We start from the raw sequence: 16,729 nt of genomic DNA, 5'->3' as shown, positions 1-16,729 counted from the left end.
TCCTTTTAGAGCTCTGGCTCTTGGGCATACCCGCCCAAGAGCCAGAGCTTTTTTGCGTTGAGGTAGGGTCAGGGGGCATCGTAGGTACGTTTCCCACAGGAGGCCCCCGGGTGGAGGTCCAGGAGACCCGCGTCCAGACAGACCGGGTCCTCACCATCCCCAACATCCTCAGCATGGCGCGTCTCGTCGGCGTGCCGCTGTTCCTGTGGTTGATCCTCAGGCCCGAGTTCGGTGGCCCCCAGAGCGACGGGTGGGCACTGCTGGTGCTGGCCCTGAGCGGCATCAGCGACTATCTGGACGGCAAGCTGGCGCGGCACTGGAACCAGATCAGCAGCCTCGGCCGGCTGCTCGATCCCGCGGCCGACCGTCTTTACATTCTCTCGACTCTGGTCGGGCTCACATGGCGCGAGATTCTGCCTCTCTGGTTGACCGCTGCACTTTTGGCACGCGAGCTGATCCTCCTGGTGATGGTGGGCGTCCTCCGGCATCACGGGTATCCGCCGCCACAGGTGAACTTCCTGGGGAAGGCAGCCACGTTCAACCTGATGTACGCCTTCCCGCTGCTGCTGCTCAGCGACGGAAGTGGATGGATCTCGTCACTCGCTGCTATTTTCGGATGGGCGTTCGCCGGATGGGGTACAACGCTGTACTGGTGGGCAGGAGTGCTCTACGTGGTACAAGTCCGCCGTCTGATCCGTGCGGACACCATGGCCGATGGAACTCGCGGATTGGAGCGGGCGTAACGGCTCGTTGGCCCGTGACGGGAAAGTGCGGGACAATCTTGACGGGTGAAGTCGGCTAGACCGTCGTCTCTGCGAGGAGGACGCTTCCGACATGAAGGCCGTCGTGATGGCCGGAGGCGAAGGCACACGCCTTCGCCCCATGACCTCAAGCATGCCCAAGCCGCTCCTGCCGGTGGCCAACCGGCCGATCATGGAGCACGTCCTGAGGCTGCTCAAAAGGCATGGGCTGAATGAGACCGTCGTGACCGTTCAGTTCCTGGCTTCGCTGGTCAAGAACTATTTCGGTGACGGTGAAGAGCTCGGCATGGAGCTCACCTATGCCAACGAGGAGAAGCCGCTCGGTACCGCAGGAAGCGTCAAGAACGCCGAAGAGGCGCTGAAGGACGACGCTTTCCTCGTCATCTCCGGTGACGCGCTGACCGACTTCGACCTCACCGAGCTGATCAACTTCCACAAGGAAAAGGGTGCGCTCGTCACCGTCTGTCTGACGCGTGTACCCAATCCGCTGGAATTCGGCATCACTATTGTCGACGAGGAAGGCAAGGTCGAGCGCTTCCTGGAGAAGCCGACCTGGGGGCAGGTCTTCTCCGACACCGTGAACACCGGCATCTACGTCATGGAGCCCGAGGTCTTCGACTATGTCGAGGCCGATGTGCCCGTCGACTGGTCCGGCGACGTCTTCCCGCAGTTGATGAAGGAGGGCAAGCCGGTCTACGGCTTTGTGGCCGAGGGCTACTGGGAGGATGTCGGTACCCACGAGAGCTATGTGAAGGCGCAGGCCGATGTCCTGGAGGGCAAGGTCGACGTCGAGATCGACGGATTCGAGCTGTCTCCGGGCGTGTGGGTGGCGGAGGGCGCCGAGGTGCATCCGGACGCCGTTCTCCGCGGGCCGCTGTACATCGGGGACTACGCCAAGGTCGAGTCCGGGGCGGAGATCCGCGAGCACACCGTCGTCGGGTCCAACGTCGTCGTGAAGAGCGGGGCCTTTCTGCACAAGGCCGTCGTGCACGACAACGTGTACGTCGGTCAGCACAGCAATCTGCGCGGCTGTGTCGTCGGCAAGAACACCGACATCATGCGCGCCGCCCGGATCGAGGACGGCGCGGTCATCGGCGACGAGTGCCTGATCGGTGAAGAATCGATCGTTCAGGGCAATGTCCGTGTGTATCCGTTCAAGACCATCGAGGCCGGCGCCTTCGTCAACACGTCGGTGATCTGGGAGTCGCGGGGCCAGGCTCATCTCTTCGGTGCCCGCGGCGTCTCCGGCATCCTGAACGTCGAGATCACCCCGGAGCTGGCGGTGCGGCTGGCCGGCGCCTACGCGACGACCCTCAAGAAGGGGTCCACCGTCACCACCGCCCGCGACCACTCCCGAGGCGCGCGAGCACTGAAGCGGGCCGTCATCTCCGCACTGCAGGCCAGCGCCATCGACGTACGGGACCTGGAGAACGTTCCGCTGCCCGTCGCGCGGCAGCAGACGGCGCGGGGCAGTGCCGGCGGGATCATGATCCGTACAAGCCCGGGGGTGCCGGACTCCGTCGACATCATGTTCTTCGACGGGCAGGGCGCCGATCTGTCGCAGGCCAGTCAGCGCAAGCTGGACCGGGTGTTCGCGCGGCAGGAGTACCGGCGCGCGTTCCCGGGCGAGATCGGGGACCTGCACTTCCCGGCCAGCGTGTTCGACTCGTACACCGGGTCGCTGCTGCGGAACGTCGACACGACGGGTGTCGCGGAGTCGGGTCTCAAGGTCGTCGTCGACGCCTCCAACGGCAGCTCCGGTCTGGTGCTGCCCAGCCTCCTGGGCAAGCTCGGGGTCGACTCGCTGACGATCAATCCCGGTCTCGACGAGTCCCGGCCCACGGAGTCCGCGGAGACACGGCGGTCCGGGCTGGTGCGGCTGGGCGAGATCGTCGCGTCGGCGCGGGCGGCCTTCGGGGTGCGGTTCGACCCCGTGGGTGAGCGGCTGTCGCTCGTCGACGAGAAGGGGCGCATCGTCGAGGACGACCGGGCCCTGCTGGTCATGCTCGATCTCGTGGCCGCCGAGCGGCGGAGCGGGCGGGTGGCGCTTCCCGTGACCACGACCCGGATCGCCGAGCAGGTGGCGGCCTACCACGGCACGCAGGTCGAGTGGACGACGACCTCGCCCGACGACCTGACCAGGGTCGGCCGCGACGAGACGACGATCTTCGGTGGCGACGGGCGGGCCGGATTCATCATTCCGGAGTTCAGCAGCGTCTTCGACGGGACGGCGGCCTTCGTCCGGCTCATCGGTCTGGTCGCGCGGACGCAGCTCACGCTCAGCCAGATCGACGCGCGGATTCCGCGGGCCCATGTGATCAAGCGTGATCTCGCCACACCGTGGGCCGTCAAGGGCCTCGTGATGCGGAGGGTCGTGGAGGCGGCCGGAGACCGCTTTGTCGACACGACCGACGGAGTGCGGGTCGTGGAGACGGACGGACGCTGGGTGATGGTGCTGCCCGACCCGGCCGAGGCCGTGACCCATCTGTGGGCCGAGGGCCCGGACGACGCGTCCGCGCAGGCCCTGCTCGACGAGTGGGCGGCGGTCGTGGACAGCGCGGGACGCTGAACAACGCCCCACGCGCGCGTGGGACGCTGAACTACGCCCCACGCGCGCGTGCCTTCCAGGGGCCCTCAGGGGCGGTCGGGCACGCGCGCGTGAGGCCATTCGGAGTATCGGCGGCGACGTGCGACGATGTGCGGCATGCCGCAGCCCCCCGTTCGGAGCACACCTGCACGCACCCCGCGTCCGGACGCGTCCATGTCGCTCCTCACCAACGTCATGGACCACAGCCTCGACGCGGGATACGCCCAGGCCGCGGCCCGGAAGAAGGCAGCCGGGGACGGTGGTCTGCCGAAGACGCTGAAGGCCAGGCTGGGGCTCGCCCTCGGCCTGGTGCTCGCGGCGCTGGTGGTCACCGTGGGGGCGGCGCAGGCCCGGGTCTCGGCGCCCGTGGTGGCCAAGGAACGCGAGGAACTGGTCGACCGGATCGACCGGGGGACGGCCACGGCCGACAAGCTGGAGGAGACGGTCGACCGGCTGCGCGACGACGTGAGCGCGCGGCAGCGGGCGGCGTTGAAGTCGACCGGCGGCGGGGACCGGGCGGACCTCCTGAGCATGCTGTCGGGCGCCGCGGAGGTGCGCGGGCCCGGCGTGAAGCTGGTCGTGGACGACGCCAAGGAAGCGAGCGGGGGCGGCGACGACGACCCGCGCGGGACGACCGGCTTCTCCGACACCGGGCGGCTGCGCGACCGTGACATGCAGCGGGTGGTCAACGGGCTGTGGGAGTCGGGCGCGGAGGCCGTCTCGATCAACGGACGGCGGCTCACCGCCCTCTCGGCTATCAGGGCCGCCGGTGACGCGATACTGGTCGACAACAGGCCGCTGGTGCCTCCCTACACGGTGCTCGCGGTGGGGGACGGGCAGCGGTTGAGCACCCGGTTCCAGAACAGTGCCGACGGGTTCTATCTGGCCGCGCTGCAGGAGAACTTCGGGATCCGGACGAACATCTCCGCCCAGGGGGACCTCAAGCTGCCCGCCGCGCCCAGCGTGAACGTACGTACAGCACAGCCGAACACCGAACAATCCGAGAAGGGCACATCGTGATCGCCGTACTGGGCCTCGTCGTGGGCGTCGTGGCCGGCCTGTTGGTCCGTCCGGAGGTTCCGGCGGCCGTCGAGCCGTATCTGCCGATCGCCGTCGTGGCGGCCCTGGACGCCGTCTTCGGGGGGCTGCGGGCCATGCTCGACGGCATCTTCGACGACAAGGTCTTCGTCGTGTCGTTCCTCTCCAACGTGGTCGTGGCCGCGCTGATCGTGTTCCTGGGCGACGAGCTGGGTGTGGGCGCCCAGCTGTCGACCGGTGTCGTCGTGGTGCTCGGCATCCGGATCTTCTCGAACGCCGCGGCGATCCGCCGGCACGTCTTCCAGGCGTGAGGCCGATGAGCAACCACGACGAGACCCCCGAGAACCGTCTGCGCCGCGAGCTGCCCGAAGAGGTCCGGGCCTCCGCCAGAGGGGCCGTGAACGCCCCTGAGACAGTGGATCTTCCCGGCGGGGGACCGGCGGAGCTGACCGGCCGGCAGCGGCTCGCCAAGAGCCTGTGGCCGCCGCGGGTGAGCCGCGCGCAACTGATCGTCGCCCTGCTCCTGTCCGGCCTCGGGTTCGGGCTGGCCGTGCAGGTCGCTTCGAACAGCGACAGCGACACCGCCCTGCGGGGCGCGCGCCAGGAAGATCTCGTGCGCATCCTCGATGAACTCGACGACCGTACTCAGCGTCTTGAGGACGAGAAGCAAGGTCTGGAGAAGCAGCGCGCCGAACTGGAGAACAGTTCGAACCAGGCCGAGGAGGCCCGCAGGCAGACGGTCGAGAAGGAGGGGCAACTCGGCATTCTGGCGGGCACGGTGGCCGCGCGCGGACCCGGCATCACGATCACCATCGACGACACGAAGGGCACGGTCGAGGCGAACATGCTGCTCGACGCGATCCAGGAGCTGCGCGCCGCGGGCGCGGAGGCCATGCAGGTGAACGGTGTCCGTGTGGTCGCGGGCACCTATCTGAGCGATGCCGGCGACGCCGTGGGCGTCGACGGGAACAAGATCAAAGCCCCGTATCGTTTGAAGGTCATCGGCAAGCCGCAGGATCTGGAACCGGCGCTCAACATTCCCGGGGGTGTGGTTCAGACTCTGGAGAAGGAGCAGGCCACCGTGACCATCGAGCGGTCCGACAAGATCGTCGTGGATGCCTTGCGGGCCGCGAAGCAGCCTGACTACGCTCGGTCGTCCTCGCGGTGAACCGGCGGTGCATGCGGGGAGTCCGGCGAGGGCATGAGGTTGCGGGGGGTCGGCGCACCGATTGGGTGGTGCGTGGTGGAAACTGTCTGGTGCAGACGGACGTTGTGAGTGTGTCCGGGTCGGCCAGTAGGTTCAGTCAGGGTTCGTCCTGCCCCACGGGCGGGTCTGTTTCGGTCAAGGGGAATCGCCCGTGAAGTTGTTTGCGAAGTTGTTCGGCAAGAGCGCGCGAGAGGGCAACGACAACGCGACCGCCCGCCATCGCGCGCAGGGGGACGAGGAGGGGCAGCGCCCTCTGTTCCGGGACCAGGTTCCCGGGTCGGGTGGCGACCTCTCCGGAGGTCAGGGCGCTCCGTCGGTTGACCCCGGCCAGTCCGGCGGCATAGGTTTCGGGCAACCGTCAACCTCAAGTACGGGTGGAGGGTTCTCTCCGATGTCGGCCCTGGTGTGCACGAGGTGCGGTAACCGCAACGCGGAGAACAGCCGCTTCTGCTCCAACTGCGGCGCTCCGCTGAGGCCGGGCGTGACGCCCGAGCGTCCTTCGGAGACGACCTCCACGATCTCCATCTCAGGTCTCGAGGCGTACGACGCCGAGACCACCGGTCAGACGCAGATCCCGGCGCTGTCCCCGGAGGCCCAGGCCGCCGTCGACGCGCTGCCGTTGGGCTCCGCGCTCCTGGTGGTGCGACGCGGCCCGAACTCGGGCAGCCGCTTCCTCCTGGACAGCGACCTGACCACGGCCGGACGGCACCCGCAGAGCGACATCTTCCTGGACGACGTGACGGTCTCGCGCCGGCACGTCGAGTTCCGCCGCGCCCAGGACGGATCGTTCACGGTCGCCGACGTCGGCAGCCTGAACGGCACGTACGTCAACCGCGAGCGGATCGACCAGGTCGCCCTGAACAACGGTGACGAGGTGCAGATCGGCAAGTACCGGCTGGTCTTCTACGCGAGCCAGCGGGGCTACTGACGCTCCCCGGAGACCTCCGGGGAAACCCAGGGAAGGTCCATGCTGAAAACACCGAGCGGCGGTGCCGGGCACGGCATCGCCGCCACGGACGGTCGGCTGATGAGCATCGGCGCGGTGCTGGCCCTGCTCCGCGACGAGTTCCCTGACATCACCATCTCCAAGATCCGCTTCCTGGAGTCGGAGGGGCTCGTCGAGCCGCGGCGCACCCCGTCCGGGTACCGCAAGTTCAGCGTGCAGGACGTCGAGCGGCTGGGGCACGTGCTGCGGATGCAGCGGGACCACTATCTGCCGCTGAAGGTGATCCGCGAGCATCTGGATGCCATGGAGCGCGGTGAGGCCGCCCCGCTGCCCGCACTGTGCCGGCAGCGCGACGGTGAAACGATCCTGGAGGCCGTACAGGCGCCCGCGCCGGCCCGGATCGGGCGGGCCGAGCTGCTCGCCGCGGCCGGGATAGCGGAGCCGGAGCTCACGGAGTGGGAGTCGTACGGCCTGATCACCCCTTTGCCGGACGGTGCCTACGAGGCGGAGGCGGTCACGGTGGCCTCCCTCGTCGCCGAGCTGGGCCGGTTCGGGATCGAGCCACGGCATCTGCGGGTCATGAAGGGCGCCGCGGAGCGCGAGGCCGGGCTCGTGGACCAGGTCGTCGCGCCCCTGAGGCGGCACCGCAACCCTCAGACCAGGGCCCATGCCGAGGCCCGTGCCAAGGAACTCGCCCACCTCACGGTCAAGCTGCACGCGGCGCTCGTGCAGACGGCTCTCGGGGTGCGGCTGCCCTGAGCGGGGCCGTGCACAGGGCGGCCGGATCGGCCAACCGATCCCGGCCCGACTACCCAAACGTCCCGGGCACGGCCTAGGGTTGCTGTGTGAACGAGCTCGATGTCGTAGGTGTCCGGGTCGAGATGCCCTCCAACCAACCGATCGTGCTCCTGCGCGAAGTGGGAGGCGACCGTTACCTCCCCATCTGGATCGGGCCGGGGGAGGCGACGGCCATCGCCTTCGCCCAGCAGGGCATGGCCCCCGCACGCCCGCTGACCCACGACCTGTTCAAGGACGTGCTGGAGGCCGTGGGCCAGGAGCTGACCGAGGTCCGCATCACGGATCTGCGCGAAGGCGTCTTCTACGCCGAGCTGGTCTTCGCCAGCGGAGTCGAGGTCAGTGCCCGCCCGTCCGACGCGATAGCGCTGGCGCTGCGCACCGGGACGCCCATCTACGGCAGCGACGGGGTGCTCGACGACGCGGGGATCGCGATCCCGGACGAGCAGGAGGACGAGGTGGAGAAGTTCCGCGAGTTCCTCGACCAGATCTCGCCGGAGGACTTCGGTACCAGCAGTCAGTGAGGCCCGAAGGGCGCGTGAAGGGCGTACGCCGGTGTCAGGGGGAGCGTCCTGCGGCCCGCCGCGAGAGCATTCGGCTAGCCTTTCCCCACGGTGGGGCACGAGAAACCACTCTTAGGGTGATTATCACTCGGCGTGCCTAGTGTGGCGATCGTTGACGCACCCCTGGTGACTGCCTACCGTCGAGAAGGCAGGTCAACGACGGAGGTCGGCGTGAGAAGCAGCGGCGACGGTGTGGGCGGGGGCGCTCCCGGACGCAGTCTCGGGGCGAATGGCCCGTACCCGCTTCACGGCGGTCCGCGCCAGGGCGGCGGTGCGGGCGAGCAGGCCCCTCAGCGGCCCACGGCCGTGCCGAGCGGTGACGGAGAGGCGGCGCCGGCGGAGATCGGCTACCGCGGCCCCACCGCGTGCGCGGCGGCGGGCATCACCTACCGGCAGCTCGACTACTGGGCGCGCACCGGGCTGGTCGAGCCGAGCGTACGGCCCGCCCACGGTTCCGGGACCCAGCGCCTCTACAGCTTCCGGGACGTCGTCGTCCTGAAGATCGTCAAGCGGTTCCTCGACACGGGCGTGTCGCTCCAGAACATCCGCACCGCCGTGCTGCACCTGCGCGAGCAGGGTTTCAGCGACCTCGAACGCATGACCTTGATGAGCGACGGGGCGACGGTCTACGAGTGCACCTCGCCGGACGAGGTCCACGCGCTGCTCCAGGGCGGGCAGGGCGTCTTCGGGATCGCCGTGGGTGTGGTGTGGCGGGACGTCGAGAGCGCCCTGTCGCAGCTGCACGGAGAGCGTGTGGACACCGGCGAGACCCTGGTCGGGCACAACCCCGCGGACGAGCTGGCCAGGCGTCGCAACCGCGCGGTCTGAGGACGCCCGGCATCGTGCGGTCGACGACCCGGGGCGCGGCGCGGGCCGTCTCCGGCAGGGCGTTGTCAGTGGCGTAGGGCAGCATCGGAGAGGTGAGAAACGCGCCCACGATCCTGCATCTCGACATGGATGCCTTCTACGCCTCGGTGGAGCAGGCATCCAAGCCGAGCCTGCGGGGGAGGGCCGTGATCGTGGGCGGGCTCGGGCCCCGCGGAGTGGTCGCCACCGCGTCGTACGAGGCCCGGGTCTTCGGGGTGCATTCGGCGATGCCGATGGCCCAGGCGCGGCGGCTGGCGCCGAACGCGGCGTACCTCGTTCCCCGCTTCGCGATCTACCGTGACATCAGCGAGCGGGTGATGGCGCTGCTGCGGGAGCTGTCACCGCTGGTGGAGCCGCTGAGCCTCGATGAGGCCTTCGTGGACCTGGAGGCCGGGCGGACCGCCTGGGACGAGGAGTCCGCGCGGCTGGTGGGCATGGAGCTGCGCGCCGACATCAGGGCCCGCACCGGTCTTGCCGGGTCGGTGGGCCTGGCCGCGTCCAAGATGCTGGCGAAGATCGCCTCCGAGGAGGCCAAGCCCGACGGCATGGTGGTCATCGAACCGGGCACCGAGCGGGCGCTGCTCGGTCCGATGCCGGTGCGGACCCTGCCGGGGGTGGGTCCGGCGACGGGGGACCATCTGCGGCGGGCCGGGATCACCACGGTCGACGAGATCGCCGAGGCGGGCGAGGACGAGCTGGTACGGCTGCTGGGGAAGGCCCACGGGCACGCGCTGTACGCGATGGCGCTCGCGCACGACGAGCGGCCCGTGGTGGCCGAGCGGGAGACCAAGTCGGTGTCGGTCGAGGACACCTACGACGTGGACATCCACGACCGGCCGCGGGTGGAGGCGGAGGTGCGGCGGCTGGCCGACCGGTGTGTGCGGCGGCTGCGCGGGGCGGGCCTGTCGGGGCGCACGATCGTGCTGAAGGTGCGCCGCTTCGACTTCTCGACGCTGACCCGCTCCGAGACGCTGCGCGGGCCCACGGACGATCCGGCGGTGGTGCGGGAGGCCGCGGCCCGGCTGCTGGACTCGGTGGACACCACGGGCGGGGTGCGGCTGCTGGGCGTCGGGGTCAGCGGCCTGGCGGACTACACCCAGGAGGACCTCTTCGCCCAGGCGGCGGGAGCGAGGGCGGAGCAGCCGGAGGAGGGGGCCGAGGAGCCGGCCCCGGTGCGGGACGAGGCCCGCACGGCGGACGGGCGGCGCTGGCTCGCGGGCCACGACGTGCGGCACGCCGAGTTCGGGCACGGGTGGGTGCAGGGCAGCGGGCTGGGCCGGGTCACCGTGCGGTTCGAGACGCCCGGGTCCGGTCCGGGCCGGGTGCGGACCTTCGGTGTGGACGACCCGGAGCTGGAGAAGGCGGAGCCGCTGCCCCTGGTGGAGGAGGCAGCCGGGGACGGCGTGGGGGGCGCGGGCCCGGTCAGGGCCGGTCCGGGGGATGTCGGAGAGGTGGGGGAGTCGCGGGGGCGCCCCGGTCGGTGACGGGCGGCGGGGGCCGGGCAGGGTGAGGAGGCGGGCGGCCGTGCTGGGTGGAGCGGGGGGTTGCTCGGGGGTGGGGCAGTCGCCGGGGCCGCGTGGGTGGCGGAGGGCGGCGCGGGTCGGCGGCGGGGTGGCGGCCTGTGGTGGCGGGCGCCCGGGAGGCGGAAGGGCCGCGAGACCGGTCAGCGGTGCGGAGGCGGGCCGGCGTGTGCTTGGCGGAGTGCGGGGTGGAGGTCCGGTCAGGGCCGCAAGGTGTCGGGGAGGTGGGGAAACAGCCGGATGCGGCGGAGGGCGGCGCGGATCAGCCGCGGGGTCGCTGCCTGTGCGGCGGGGCGCCTGGGGACGGGCCCCTGGGGCCGGTCAGCGGTGGGGGTGCGGCGTCTTCGGCGTCTTCGGGCCGTCGTCCTCGGGGGTCTCCGCCGTGGCCAGCCGGCCGAAGTCCTGATCCGGGGGCGGCGGGGCGGCCACGTCCAGGCCGTAGTGGTGGTAGAGCTGGAGCTCCTGCTCGGGGGAGAGGTGGCGGCCGACGCCAAAGTCGGGGGCGTCCTTGATCAGGGCGCGCTCGAAGGGGATGCGCAGGCTGCCCTCGACCAGTTCGCTGGGCTCCAGCGGTACGAAGGCGTCCCGGGAGAACAGGCCCGTGCGTATCGCCGCCCACTCCGGCACCCCGGTGGCGTCGTCGAGGTAGACCTCGTCGATCGTGCCGATCTTGGCGCCGTCGCGGTCGAACGCCTTGCGGCCGATCAGGTTGCGCGGATCGATGTCGGTCTGCACGGGCCCTCCACTGGGTCGCAACTCATCCGTAGCCACTACGAAAGGGCACTTTGGTGAGAGCGGCCACTCGAAAGCCCGTGCGCCGGGCCCGCTGGTAGTCTTGCTCACGGCTGCTGACCCCGCGCGGGAGAGTCCTCCGGAGACATCGGAGGCGCCGAAGGAGCAAATCCTCCCCGGAATCTCTCAGGCACACGTACCGCGTGGACGAGGTCACTCTGGAAAGCAGGGCGGGTGTCGACGGCTTCCGCTCTCACCGACGGTGAAAGCCGGAGGCCCTCGGGCGATCCGGTGAAGCTCTCAGGTCGAGATGACAGAGGGGGAGGCCGTTCGGGCACCCGTGCCGTGGTGCCCCTCGAAGGTCGCGTCAGACCAGGAGGCCTCCGCATGACCGCCCACCGCATTGCGCTCACCGAACTCGAGCAGGGTATTCCCTTCGAGCAGCGTCACATCGGCCCCGACCACGAGGCGCGGGCCAAGATGCTCGCCCAGGTCGGCTACGGCTCACTGGACGAGCTCACCGCCGCCGCGGTGCCGGACGTCATCAAGAACGTCGACTCCCTGGACCTGCCGGGCGCGCGCACCGAGGCCGAGGTGCTCGCCGAGCTGCGCTCCCTCGCGGACCGCAACCAGGTGCTGGACTCGATGATCGGCCTCGGCTACTACGGGACCTTCACCCCGCCGGTCATCCTGCGCAACGTCATGGAGAACCCGGCCTGGTACACCGCCTACACGCCCTACCAGCCGGAGATCTCGCAGGGGCGGCTGGAGGCCCTGCTGAACTTCCAGACCATGGTCGCCGAGCTGACCGGTCTGCCGACGTCCGGCGCCTCGCTGCTCGACGAGGGGACGGCCGCCGCCGAGGCGATGGCGCTGTCGCTGCGCATGGGCAGGAACAAGAAGGGCCTGTTCCTGGTCGACGCGGACGTCCTTCCGCAGACGGTCGCCGTGATCCGGACCCGCGCCGAACCGACCGGTGTGGAGGTCGTGGTCGCCGACCTCGGCGACGGCATCCCCGCCGCGATCGCCGAGCGCGACATCAACGGCGTACTGCTGCAGTACCCGGGTGCCTCCGGTGCCGTACGGGACATCAGGCCCGTGATCGACCGGGCCCACGAACTCGGGGCCCTCGTCACGGTCGCCGCCGACCTGCTCGCGCTCACGCTGCTGAAGCCGCCCGGCGAACTGGGGGCGGACATCGCGGTCGGCACGACGCAGCGCTTCGGTGTGCCCATGGGCTTCGGCGGACCGCACGCCGGCTACATGGCGGTGCACGAGAAGTTCGCGCGCAGCCTGCCCGGCCGCCTCGTGGGCGTCTCCGTCGACGCCGACGGCAACAAGGCGTACCGGCTCGCCCTCCAGACCCGCGAGCAGCACATCCGGCGCGAGAAGGCGACCAGCAACATCTGCACGGCGCAGGTGCTGCTCGCGGTGATGGCCGGCATGTACGCCGTCTACCACGGCCCCGAGGGGCTGCGGACCATCGCCCGGCGCACCCACCGCTACGCCGCGCTCCTCGCCGCCGGTCTCACCGCGGGCGGCGTCGAGATCGTGCACGCCAGCTACTTCGACACGCTCACCGCGCGCGTGCCCGGCAGGGCGGCCGACGTCCTCGCCGCCGCCCGCGAGCACGGCGTCAACCTCCACCTCGTGGACCGCGACCACGTGTCCTTCGCCTGCGACGAGACGACCACGCGGGCCAGCCTGGGCGCCGTCTGGACGGCGTTCGGGGTCGAGGGCGACGTGGCGGCGCTCGACGCCGCGACCGGGGACGTCCTCGGGGACGCGCTCCTGCGCGACGACGAGTACCTGACCCACCCCGTCTTCCACCAGCACCGCTCCGAGACCGCGATGCTGCGCTACCTGCGCCGCCTCGCCGACCGCGACTACGCGCTGGACCGCGGCATGATCCCGCTGGGCTCCTGCACGATGAAGCTCAACGCGACCACCGAGATGGAGCCGGTGACCTGGCCCGAGTTCGGCGCGCTGCACCCCTTCGCGCCGGCCGGGCAGGCGCAGGGCTACCTCACCCTGATCCGCGAGCTGGAGGAGCGCCTCGCCGAGGTCACCGGCTACGACAAGGTCTCCCTCCAGCCCAACGCCGGCTCGCAGGGTGAGCTCGCCGGGCTGCTCGCCGTGCGCGGATACCACCGCGCCAACGGCGACGAGCAGCGGACCGTGTGTCTGATCCCCTCCTCCGCGCACGGCACGAACGCGGCGAGCGCCGTCATGGCCGGCATGAAGGTCGTCGTCGTGAAGACCGCCGGGGACGGCGAGATCGACGTCGAGGACCTGCGGGCCAAGATCGACAAGCACCGCGACGAGCTGTCCGTGCTGATGATCACCTATCCCTCGACGCACGGTGTGTTCGAGGAGCACGTCGCCGACATCTGCGCGCAGGTGCACGAGGCCGGCGGGCAGGTCTACGTCGACGGCGCCAACCTCAACGCGCTGGTGGGCCTGGCCAAGCCCGGCCACTTCGGCGGCGACGTCTCGCACCTCAACCTGCACAAGACCTTCTGCATCCCGCACGGCGGCGGCGGACCCGGCGTCGGCCCGGTCGGTGTGCGCGCGCACCTGGCGCCGTACCTGCCCAACCACCCGCTCCAGCCGGCCGCCGGTCCCGAGACGGGCGTCGGCCCGATCTCCGCGGCGCCCTGGGGCTCCGCCGGCATCCTGCCGATCTCCTGGGCGTACGTGCGGCTCATGGGCGGCGAGGGCCTCAAGCGCGCCACGCAGGTGGCCGTGCTGTCCGCCAACTACGTCGCGAAGCGCCTGGAGCCGCACTACCCGGTGCTCTACACCGGTCCGGGCGGACTCGTCGCGCACGAGTGCATCATCGACCTGCGGCCGCTGACCAAGGCGACCGGCGTGAGCGTGGACGACGTGGCCAAGCGGCTCATCGACTACGGCTTCCACGCGCCGACCATGTCGTTCCCGGTGGCCGGCACGCTGATGATCGAGCCGACCGAGTCCGAGGACCTGGCCGAGGTCGACCGGTTCTGCGACGCGATGATCGCCATTCGCGCCGAGGTCGAGAGGGTCGGCTCGGGCGAGTGGCCCGCCGAGGACAACCCGCTGCGCAACGCCCCGCACACCGCCGGCGCGCTGGGCGGCGAGTGGGAGCACGCGTACAGCCGCGAGGACGCGGTGTTCCCGGCCGGGGTGTCGGCCGCCGACAAGTACTGGCCGCCGGTGCGCCGTATCGACCAGGCGTTCGGTGACCGGAACCTGGTGTGCTCCTGCCCGCCGCTGGACGCCTACGAGGGCTGACGGCCCGACACCGACACCGTCCACAGGCTCCGCCCCCGGTCCGTACCGACCGGGGGCGGAGCCCTTTTCCGCGTGCCTTCGGCCGCGACCGGGGGCCGGCCGTGCCGCCGGGCGTCAGTGGATGCCCGACGCGCCGAGGACGTCGCGTGCCGTCGCGTCGTCGATCTCGTGCCGCAGCCGCTCCAGGATCTCCGTGCCTTCGCGCAGCGTCCCCGCCGCGCGGGAGCGGCGCGCCCCGGTGTCCAGTTCGTGCCACAGCAGGGGGTTGGCGAGCAGGACCCGGGGGTCCAGGTCCAGGCGCCGGCCCTCCGTGTCGCGCAGCGTCAGACAGGCGCAGACGCCGTCGGACTGCCGTACGGTCACCAGCGCGTCCGTGCGCACGGCCCGGCGGCACACGAGGCCGCGCGTCGCGAACCAGCCGGGCCCGGCGCTCACGCGCTGCGGCAGCAGGATCGTGAAGAGCAGGGCGGTCAGGACCAGCCACAGCAGGGCGCGAACCGGCGTCAGGGTGCGCGCGTCCCAGTCGACCAGCAGGGCCAGGCCGAGGAAGACCAGGGCGCAGCCCGCGGCGAACCGGGCGCTGTCCTGCCAGTGGCGGTCCCGGCCGGAGGCGGGGCGCACTCTGCTTCCGTCCACGGAACCGACGGTAGGGCGAACCGGGGTGCGGGCGAAGGGCGGTGACCCTGCTCTGACGCCTTACGGCTGTTCCTTGACGCGATCCTGATGGCGGGGCCCGCGGCCGGGGGCGCCCGTCCGCGCGACGGCGGGGGCGGGGCCCCGGTGCCCGCCGTCGCGGGGCGGCGGACGGCCCCGGTCCGGCGGCCGGTGTTCCGCCCCGTCCGGCCCGAGCGAGCTGTCGCGACCTGCGGCGCCCCGGTCCCGTATGAGGTCCGTCAAGGGGGCGCCGCGCGCCGTATGGGAGGCGTCAACGGCGCTCGATTCCGGCCACGGCGGCGGTTTCCTCTAAGTGTCCCGTTCGACCGCACCTCACTCCAGGAGCTCACGATGGCCGATCTGGCCTTCGTCGTCGTCACGATCGCGTGCTTCGCGCTGGTGGCGCTCGTCGCCAAGGGGGTGACGAAGCTGTGACCGCCGAGAACATCGTCGGCCTCGTCGTGGCCGTCGCCCTGCTGGGCTATCTCGTCCTCGCCCTGATCTTCCCGGAGAGGTTCTGAGAGCAGAGATGGGTCCTGTACTCGCCGGCGTCCTCCAGTTGCTCGCCCTGACCGGCGCACTGGCGATCGCCTACGTCCCCCTCGGCACCTACCTGGCCAAGGTCTACACGGCGGACCGCCACTGGCGTGTCGAGCGGTGGATCTACCGGTGCATAGGCGCCGACCCCGACACGCAGATGCGCTGGCCCGCGTATCTGCGCGGGGTGCTCGCCTTCTCCGCCGTCGGTGTCCTGTTCCTCTATCTGCTCCAGCGGCTGCAAGGCGTGCTGCCGATGTCGCTGGGCTTCAGGTCGATCGACCCTGACCAGGCGTTCAACACCGCGGTCTCCTTCGTCACGAACACCAACTGGCAGTCGTACTACGGCGAGCAGGCCATGGGCCACGTCGTGCAGACCGCCGGGCTCGCCGTGCAGAACTTCGTGTCCGCCGCGGTCGGCATCGCCGTCGCCGTGGCGCTCGTCCGCGGGTTCGCGCGCTCGCGCACCGGGGAGCTGGGCAACTTCTGGGCCGACCTGGTCCGGGGCGTCGTCCGCGTCCTCGTGCCGCTCGCTGCCGTCGGCGCCGTCGTGCTGGTCGCCGGCGGTGTGATCCAGAACTTCTCCGGAATCCACGAGGTCGGCCAGTTCACGGGCGGCTCGCAGCAGTGGAACGGCGGCGCGGTCGCCTCGCAGGAGGCCATCAAGGAACTCGGCACCAACGGCGGCGGCTACTTCAACGCCAACAGCGCCCACCCCTTCGAGAACCCCACGCCCTTCACGAACCTCTTCGAGATCTTCATGATCCTCGTGATCCCCTTCGCGCTCACCCGGACCTTCGGCCTGATGGTCGGTTCGGTCAGGCAGGGGTACGCCGTCCTCGCCGCGATGGTCACCATCTGGCTGGGCTTCACCGCCCTGATGATGTGGACCGAGTTCGCCCACCAGGGCCCGGCCTTCCAGGCCGCCGGCGGTGCGATGGAGGGCAAGGAGGTCCGCTTCGGCATCGGAGGCTCGTCGCTCTTCGCGGTGTCGACGACGCTCACCTCGACCGGGGCGGTGAACTCCTTCCACTCGTCCTTCACCGGGCTCGGCGGCGGCATCACCATGCTCGGCATGATGCTCGGCGAGATCGCGCCGGGCGGCACCGGTTCGGGGCTCTACGGCATCCTCGTCATCGCGATCATCGCCGTGTTCCTCGCGGGCCTGATGGTGGGCCGCACGCCCGAGTACCTGGGCAAGAAGATCGGTGCCCGCGAGATCAAGCTCGCCGCCTGCTACATCCTGATC

Annotated in this window: 16 protein-coding genes and 1 riboswitch; of the genes, 14 read left to right on the top strand and 2 right to left on the bottom strand. The window is 70.5% G+C overall.

The genetic code is table 11. The annotated features are described in order from the left end of the window. Window positions 1-110: 110 nt before the first annotated feature. The 10 genes from clsA (at window position 111) to SZN_RS27910 (ending at window position 10,248) form a co-directional block, all read left to right on the top strand. Window positions 111-743, top strand: a complete 633-nt coding sequence (gene clsA, locus SZN_RS27955) for a cardiolipin synthase ClsA (protein ID WP_007501505.1) — start codon at window positions 111-113, stop codon at window positions 741-743. A gap of 91 nt (window positions 744-834) precedes the next feature. After that, the gene (locus SZN_RS27950) at window positions 835-3,330 is read left to right on the top strand and encodes a mannose-1-phosphate guanyltransferase (RefSeq protein ID WP_007501502.1); all 2,496 of its coding nucleotides are present in this window, start codon (window positions 835-837) and stop codon (window positions 3,328-3,330) included. Between the two features lie 126 nt (window positions 3,331-3,456). Then, entirely contained in the window at window positions 3,457-4,368 is a 912-nt protein-coding gene (locus SZN_RS27945; protein ID WP_086021458.1) for a DUF881 domain-containing protein, read from the top strand. Further along, on the top strand, window positions 4,365-4,697 hold the full coding sequence (locus tag SZN_RS27940) for a small basic family protein (RefSeq protein WP_007501497.1): 333 nt from the start codon (window positions 4,365-4,367) through the stop codon (window positions 4,695-4,697). Before SZN_RS27945 ends, SZN_RS27940 begins: the two co-directional genes overlap by 4 nt. Window positions 4,698-4,702: 5 nt before the next feature. Then, a complete protein-coding gene (locus SZN_RS27935; RefSeq protein WP_007501496.1) occupies window positions 4,703-5,554 on the top strand; it encodes a DUF881 domain-containing protein in 852 nt (283 codons plus the stop codon). A gap of 430 nt (window positions 5,555-5,984) precedes the next feature. Further along, the gene (locus SZN_RS43275; protein WP_007501494.1) at window positions 5,985-6,521 is read left to right on the top strand and encodes an FHA domain-containing protein; all 537 of its coding nucleotides are present in this window, start codon (window positions 5,985-5,987) and stop codon (window positions 6,519-6,521) included. A 39-nt stretch (window positions 6,522-6,560) separates the two neighbouring features. Then, on the top strand, window positions 6,561-7,298 hold the full coding sequence (gene ftsR, locus SZN_RS27925; RefSeq protein WP_007501493.1) for a transcriptional regulator FtsR: 738 nt from the start codon (window positions 6,561-6,563) through the stop codon (window positions 7,296-7,298). An 86-nt stretch (window positions 7,299-7,384) separates the two neighbouring features. Next, window positions 7,385-7,858 (top strand): bifunctional nuclease family protein, encoded by a 474-nt coding sequence (locus tag SZN_RS27920; protein WP_004002801.1) that lies wholly within the window; start codon window positions 7,385-7,387, stop codon window positions 7,856-7,858. Between the two features lie 210 nt (window positions 7,859-8,068). After that, entirely contained in the window at window positions 8,069-8,725 is a 657-nt protein-coding gene (locus tag SZN_RS27915) for a MerR family transcriptional regulator (RefSeq protein WP_078508980.1), read from the top strand. Window positions 8,726-8,817: 92 nt separating this feature from the next. Continuing rightward, on the top strand, window positions 8,818-10,248 hold the full coding sequence (locus SZN_RS27910) for a DNA polymerase IV (RefSeq protein WP_007501488.1): 1,431 nt from the start codon (window positions 8,818-8,820) through the stop codon (window positions 10,246-10,248). A gap of 357 nt (window positions 10,249-10,605) precedes the next feature. On the opposite strand, the gene SZN_RS27905 is transcribed toward SZN_RS27910, so the two are convergent. Beyond that, window positions 10,606-11,019, bottom strand: a complete 414-nt coding sequence (locus tag SZN_RS27905) for a PRC-barrel domain-containing protein (RefSeq protein ID WP_007501486.1) — start codon at window positions 11,017-11,019, stop codon at window positions 10,606-10,608. 114 nt (window positions 11,020-11,133) lie between these two features. Next, window positions 11,134-11,228: riboswitch (glycine riboswitch) on the top strand. Between the two features lie 175 nt (window positions 11,229-11,403). Here SZN_RS27905 and gcvP point away from each other — a divergent pair. Continuing rightward, window positions 11,404-14,289, top strand: a complete 2,886-nt coding sequence (gene gcvP / locus SZN_RS27900) for an aminomethyl-transferring glycine dehydrogenase (RefSeq protein ID WP_007501474.1) — start codon at window positions 11,404-11,406, stop codon at window positions 14,287-14,289. A 114-nt stretch (window positions 14,290-14,403) separates the two neighbouring features. On the opposite strand, the gene SZN_RS27895 is transcribed toward gcvP, so the two are convergent. After that, window positions 14,404-14,925, bottom strand: a complete 522-nt coding sequence (locus SZN_RS27895; RefSeq protein WP_050815130.1) for a hypothetical protein — start codon at window positions 14,923-14,925, stop codon at window positions 14,404-14,406. Between the two features lie 279 nt (window positions 14,926-15,204). On the opposite strand from SZN_RS27895, the gene SZN_RS41595 reads away from it, so the two are divergent. From SZN_RS41595 to kdpA, 3 genes are all read left to right on the top strand, one after another. Continuing rightward, window positions 15,205-15,378 carry a hypothetical protein gene (locus SZN_RS41595; RefSeq protein ID WP_167546332.1) on the top strand — a complete coding sequence of 58 codons (174 nt, stop codon included), beginning with the start codon at window positions 15,205-15,207 and terminating at the stop codon, window positions 15,376-15,378. Next, window positions 15,375-15,464, top strand: coding sequence for a K(+)-transporting ATPase subunit F (gene kdpF, locus SZN_RS37940; protein WP_016434100.1), 90 nt, complete (start codon window positions 15,375-15,377; stop codon window positions 15,462-15,464). Before SZN_RS41595 ends, kdpF begins: the two co-directional genes overlap by 4 nt. Window positions 15,465-15,472: 8 nt before the next feature. Further along, a partial coding sequence (gene kdpA, locus SZN_RS27880; RefSeq protein ID WP_007501469.1) for a potassium-transporting ATPase subunit KdpA occupies window positions 15,473-16,729 on the top strand: 1,257 nt, incomplete at its 3' end.

This window comes from Streptomyces zinciresistens K42 (assembly GCF_000225525.1).
GTDB lineage: Bacteria > Actinomycetota > Actinomycetes > Streptomycetales > Streptomycetaceae > Streptomyces > Streptomyces zinciresistens.
The sequence above is the reverse complement of the archived record's forward strand: the minus strand, read 5'-3'. Positions and strand labels throughout refer to the sequence as shown.

Bases quoted from the DNA above. Each gene is read 5' to 3' on its own strand.
- SZN_RS27950 (WP_007501502.1), top strand. From the start codon at position 835: ATGAAGGCCGTCGTGATGGCCGGAGGCGAAGGCACACGCCTTCGCCCC.
- SZN_RS27945 (WP_086021458.1), top strand. From the start codon at position 3,457: ATGTGCGGCATGCCGCAGCCCCCCGTTCGGAGCACACCTGCACGCACC.
- SZN_RS27935 (WP_007501496.1), top strand. From the start codon at position 4,703: ATGAGCAACCACGACGAGACCCCCGAGAACCGTCTGCGCCGCGAGCTG.
- SZN_RS43275 (WP_007501494.1), top strand. From the start codon at position 5,985: ATGTCGGCCCTGGTGTGCACGAGGTGCGGTAACCGCAACGCGGAGAAC.
- ftsR (WP_007501493.1), top strand. From the start codon at position 6,561: ATGCTGAAAACACCGAGCGGCGGTGCCGGGCACGGCATCGCCGCCACG.
- gcvP (WP_007501474.1), top strand. From the start codon at position 11,404: ATGACCGCCCACCGCATTGCGCTCACCGAACTCGAGCAGGGTATTCCC.
- SZN_RS41595 (WP_167546332.1), top strand. From the start codon at position 15,205: ATGGGAGGCGTCAACGGCGCTCGATTCCGGCCACGGCGGCGGTTTCCT.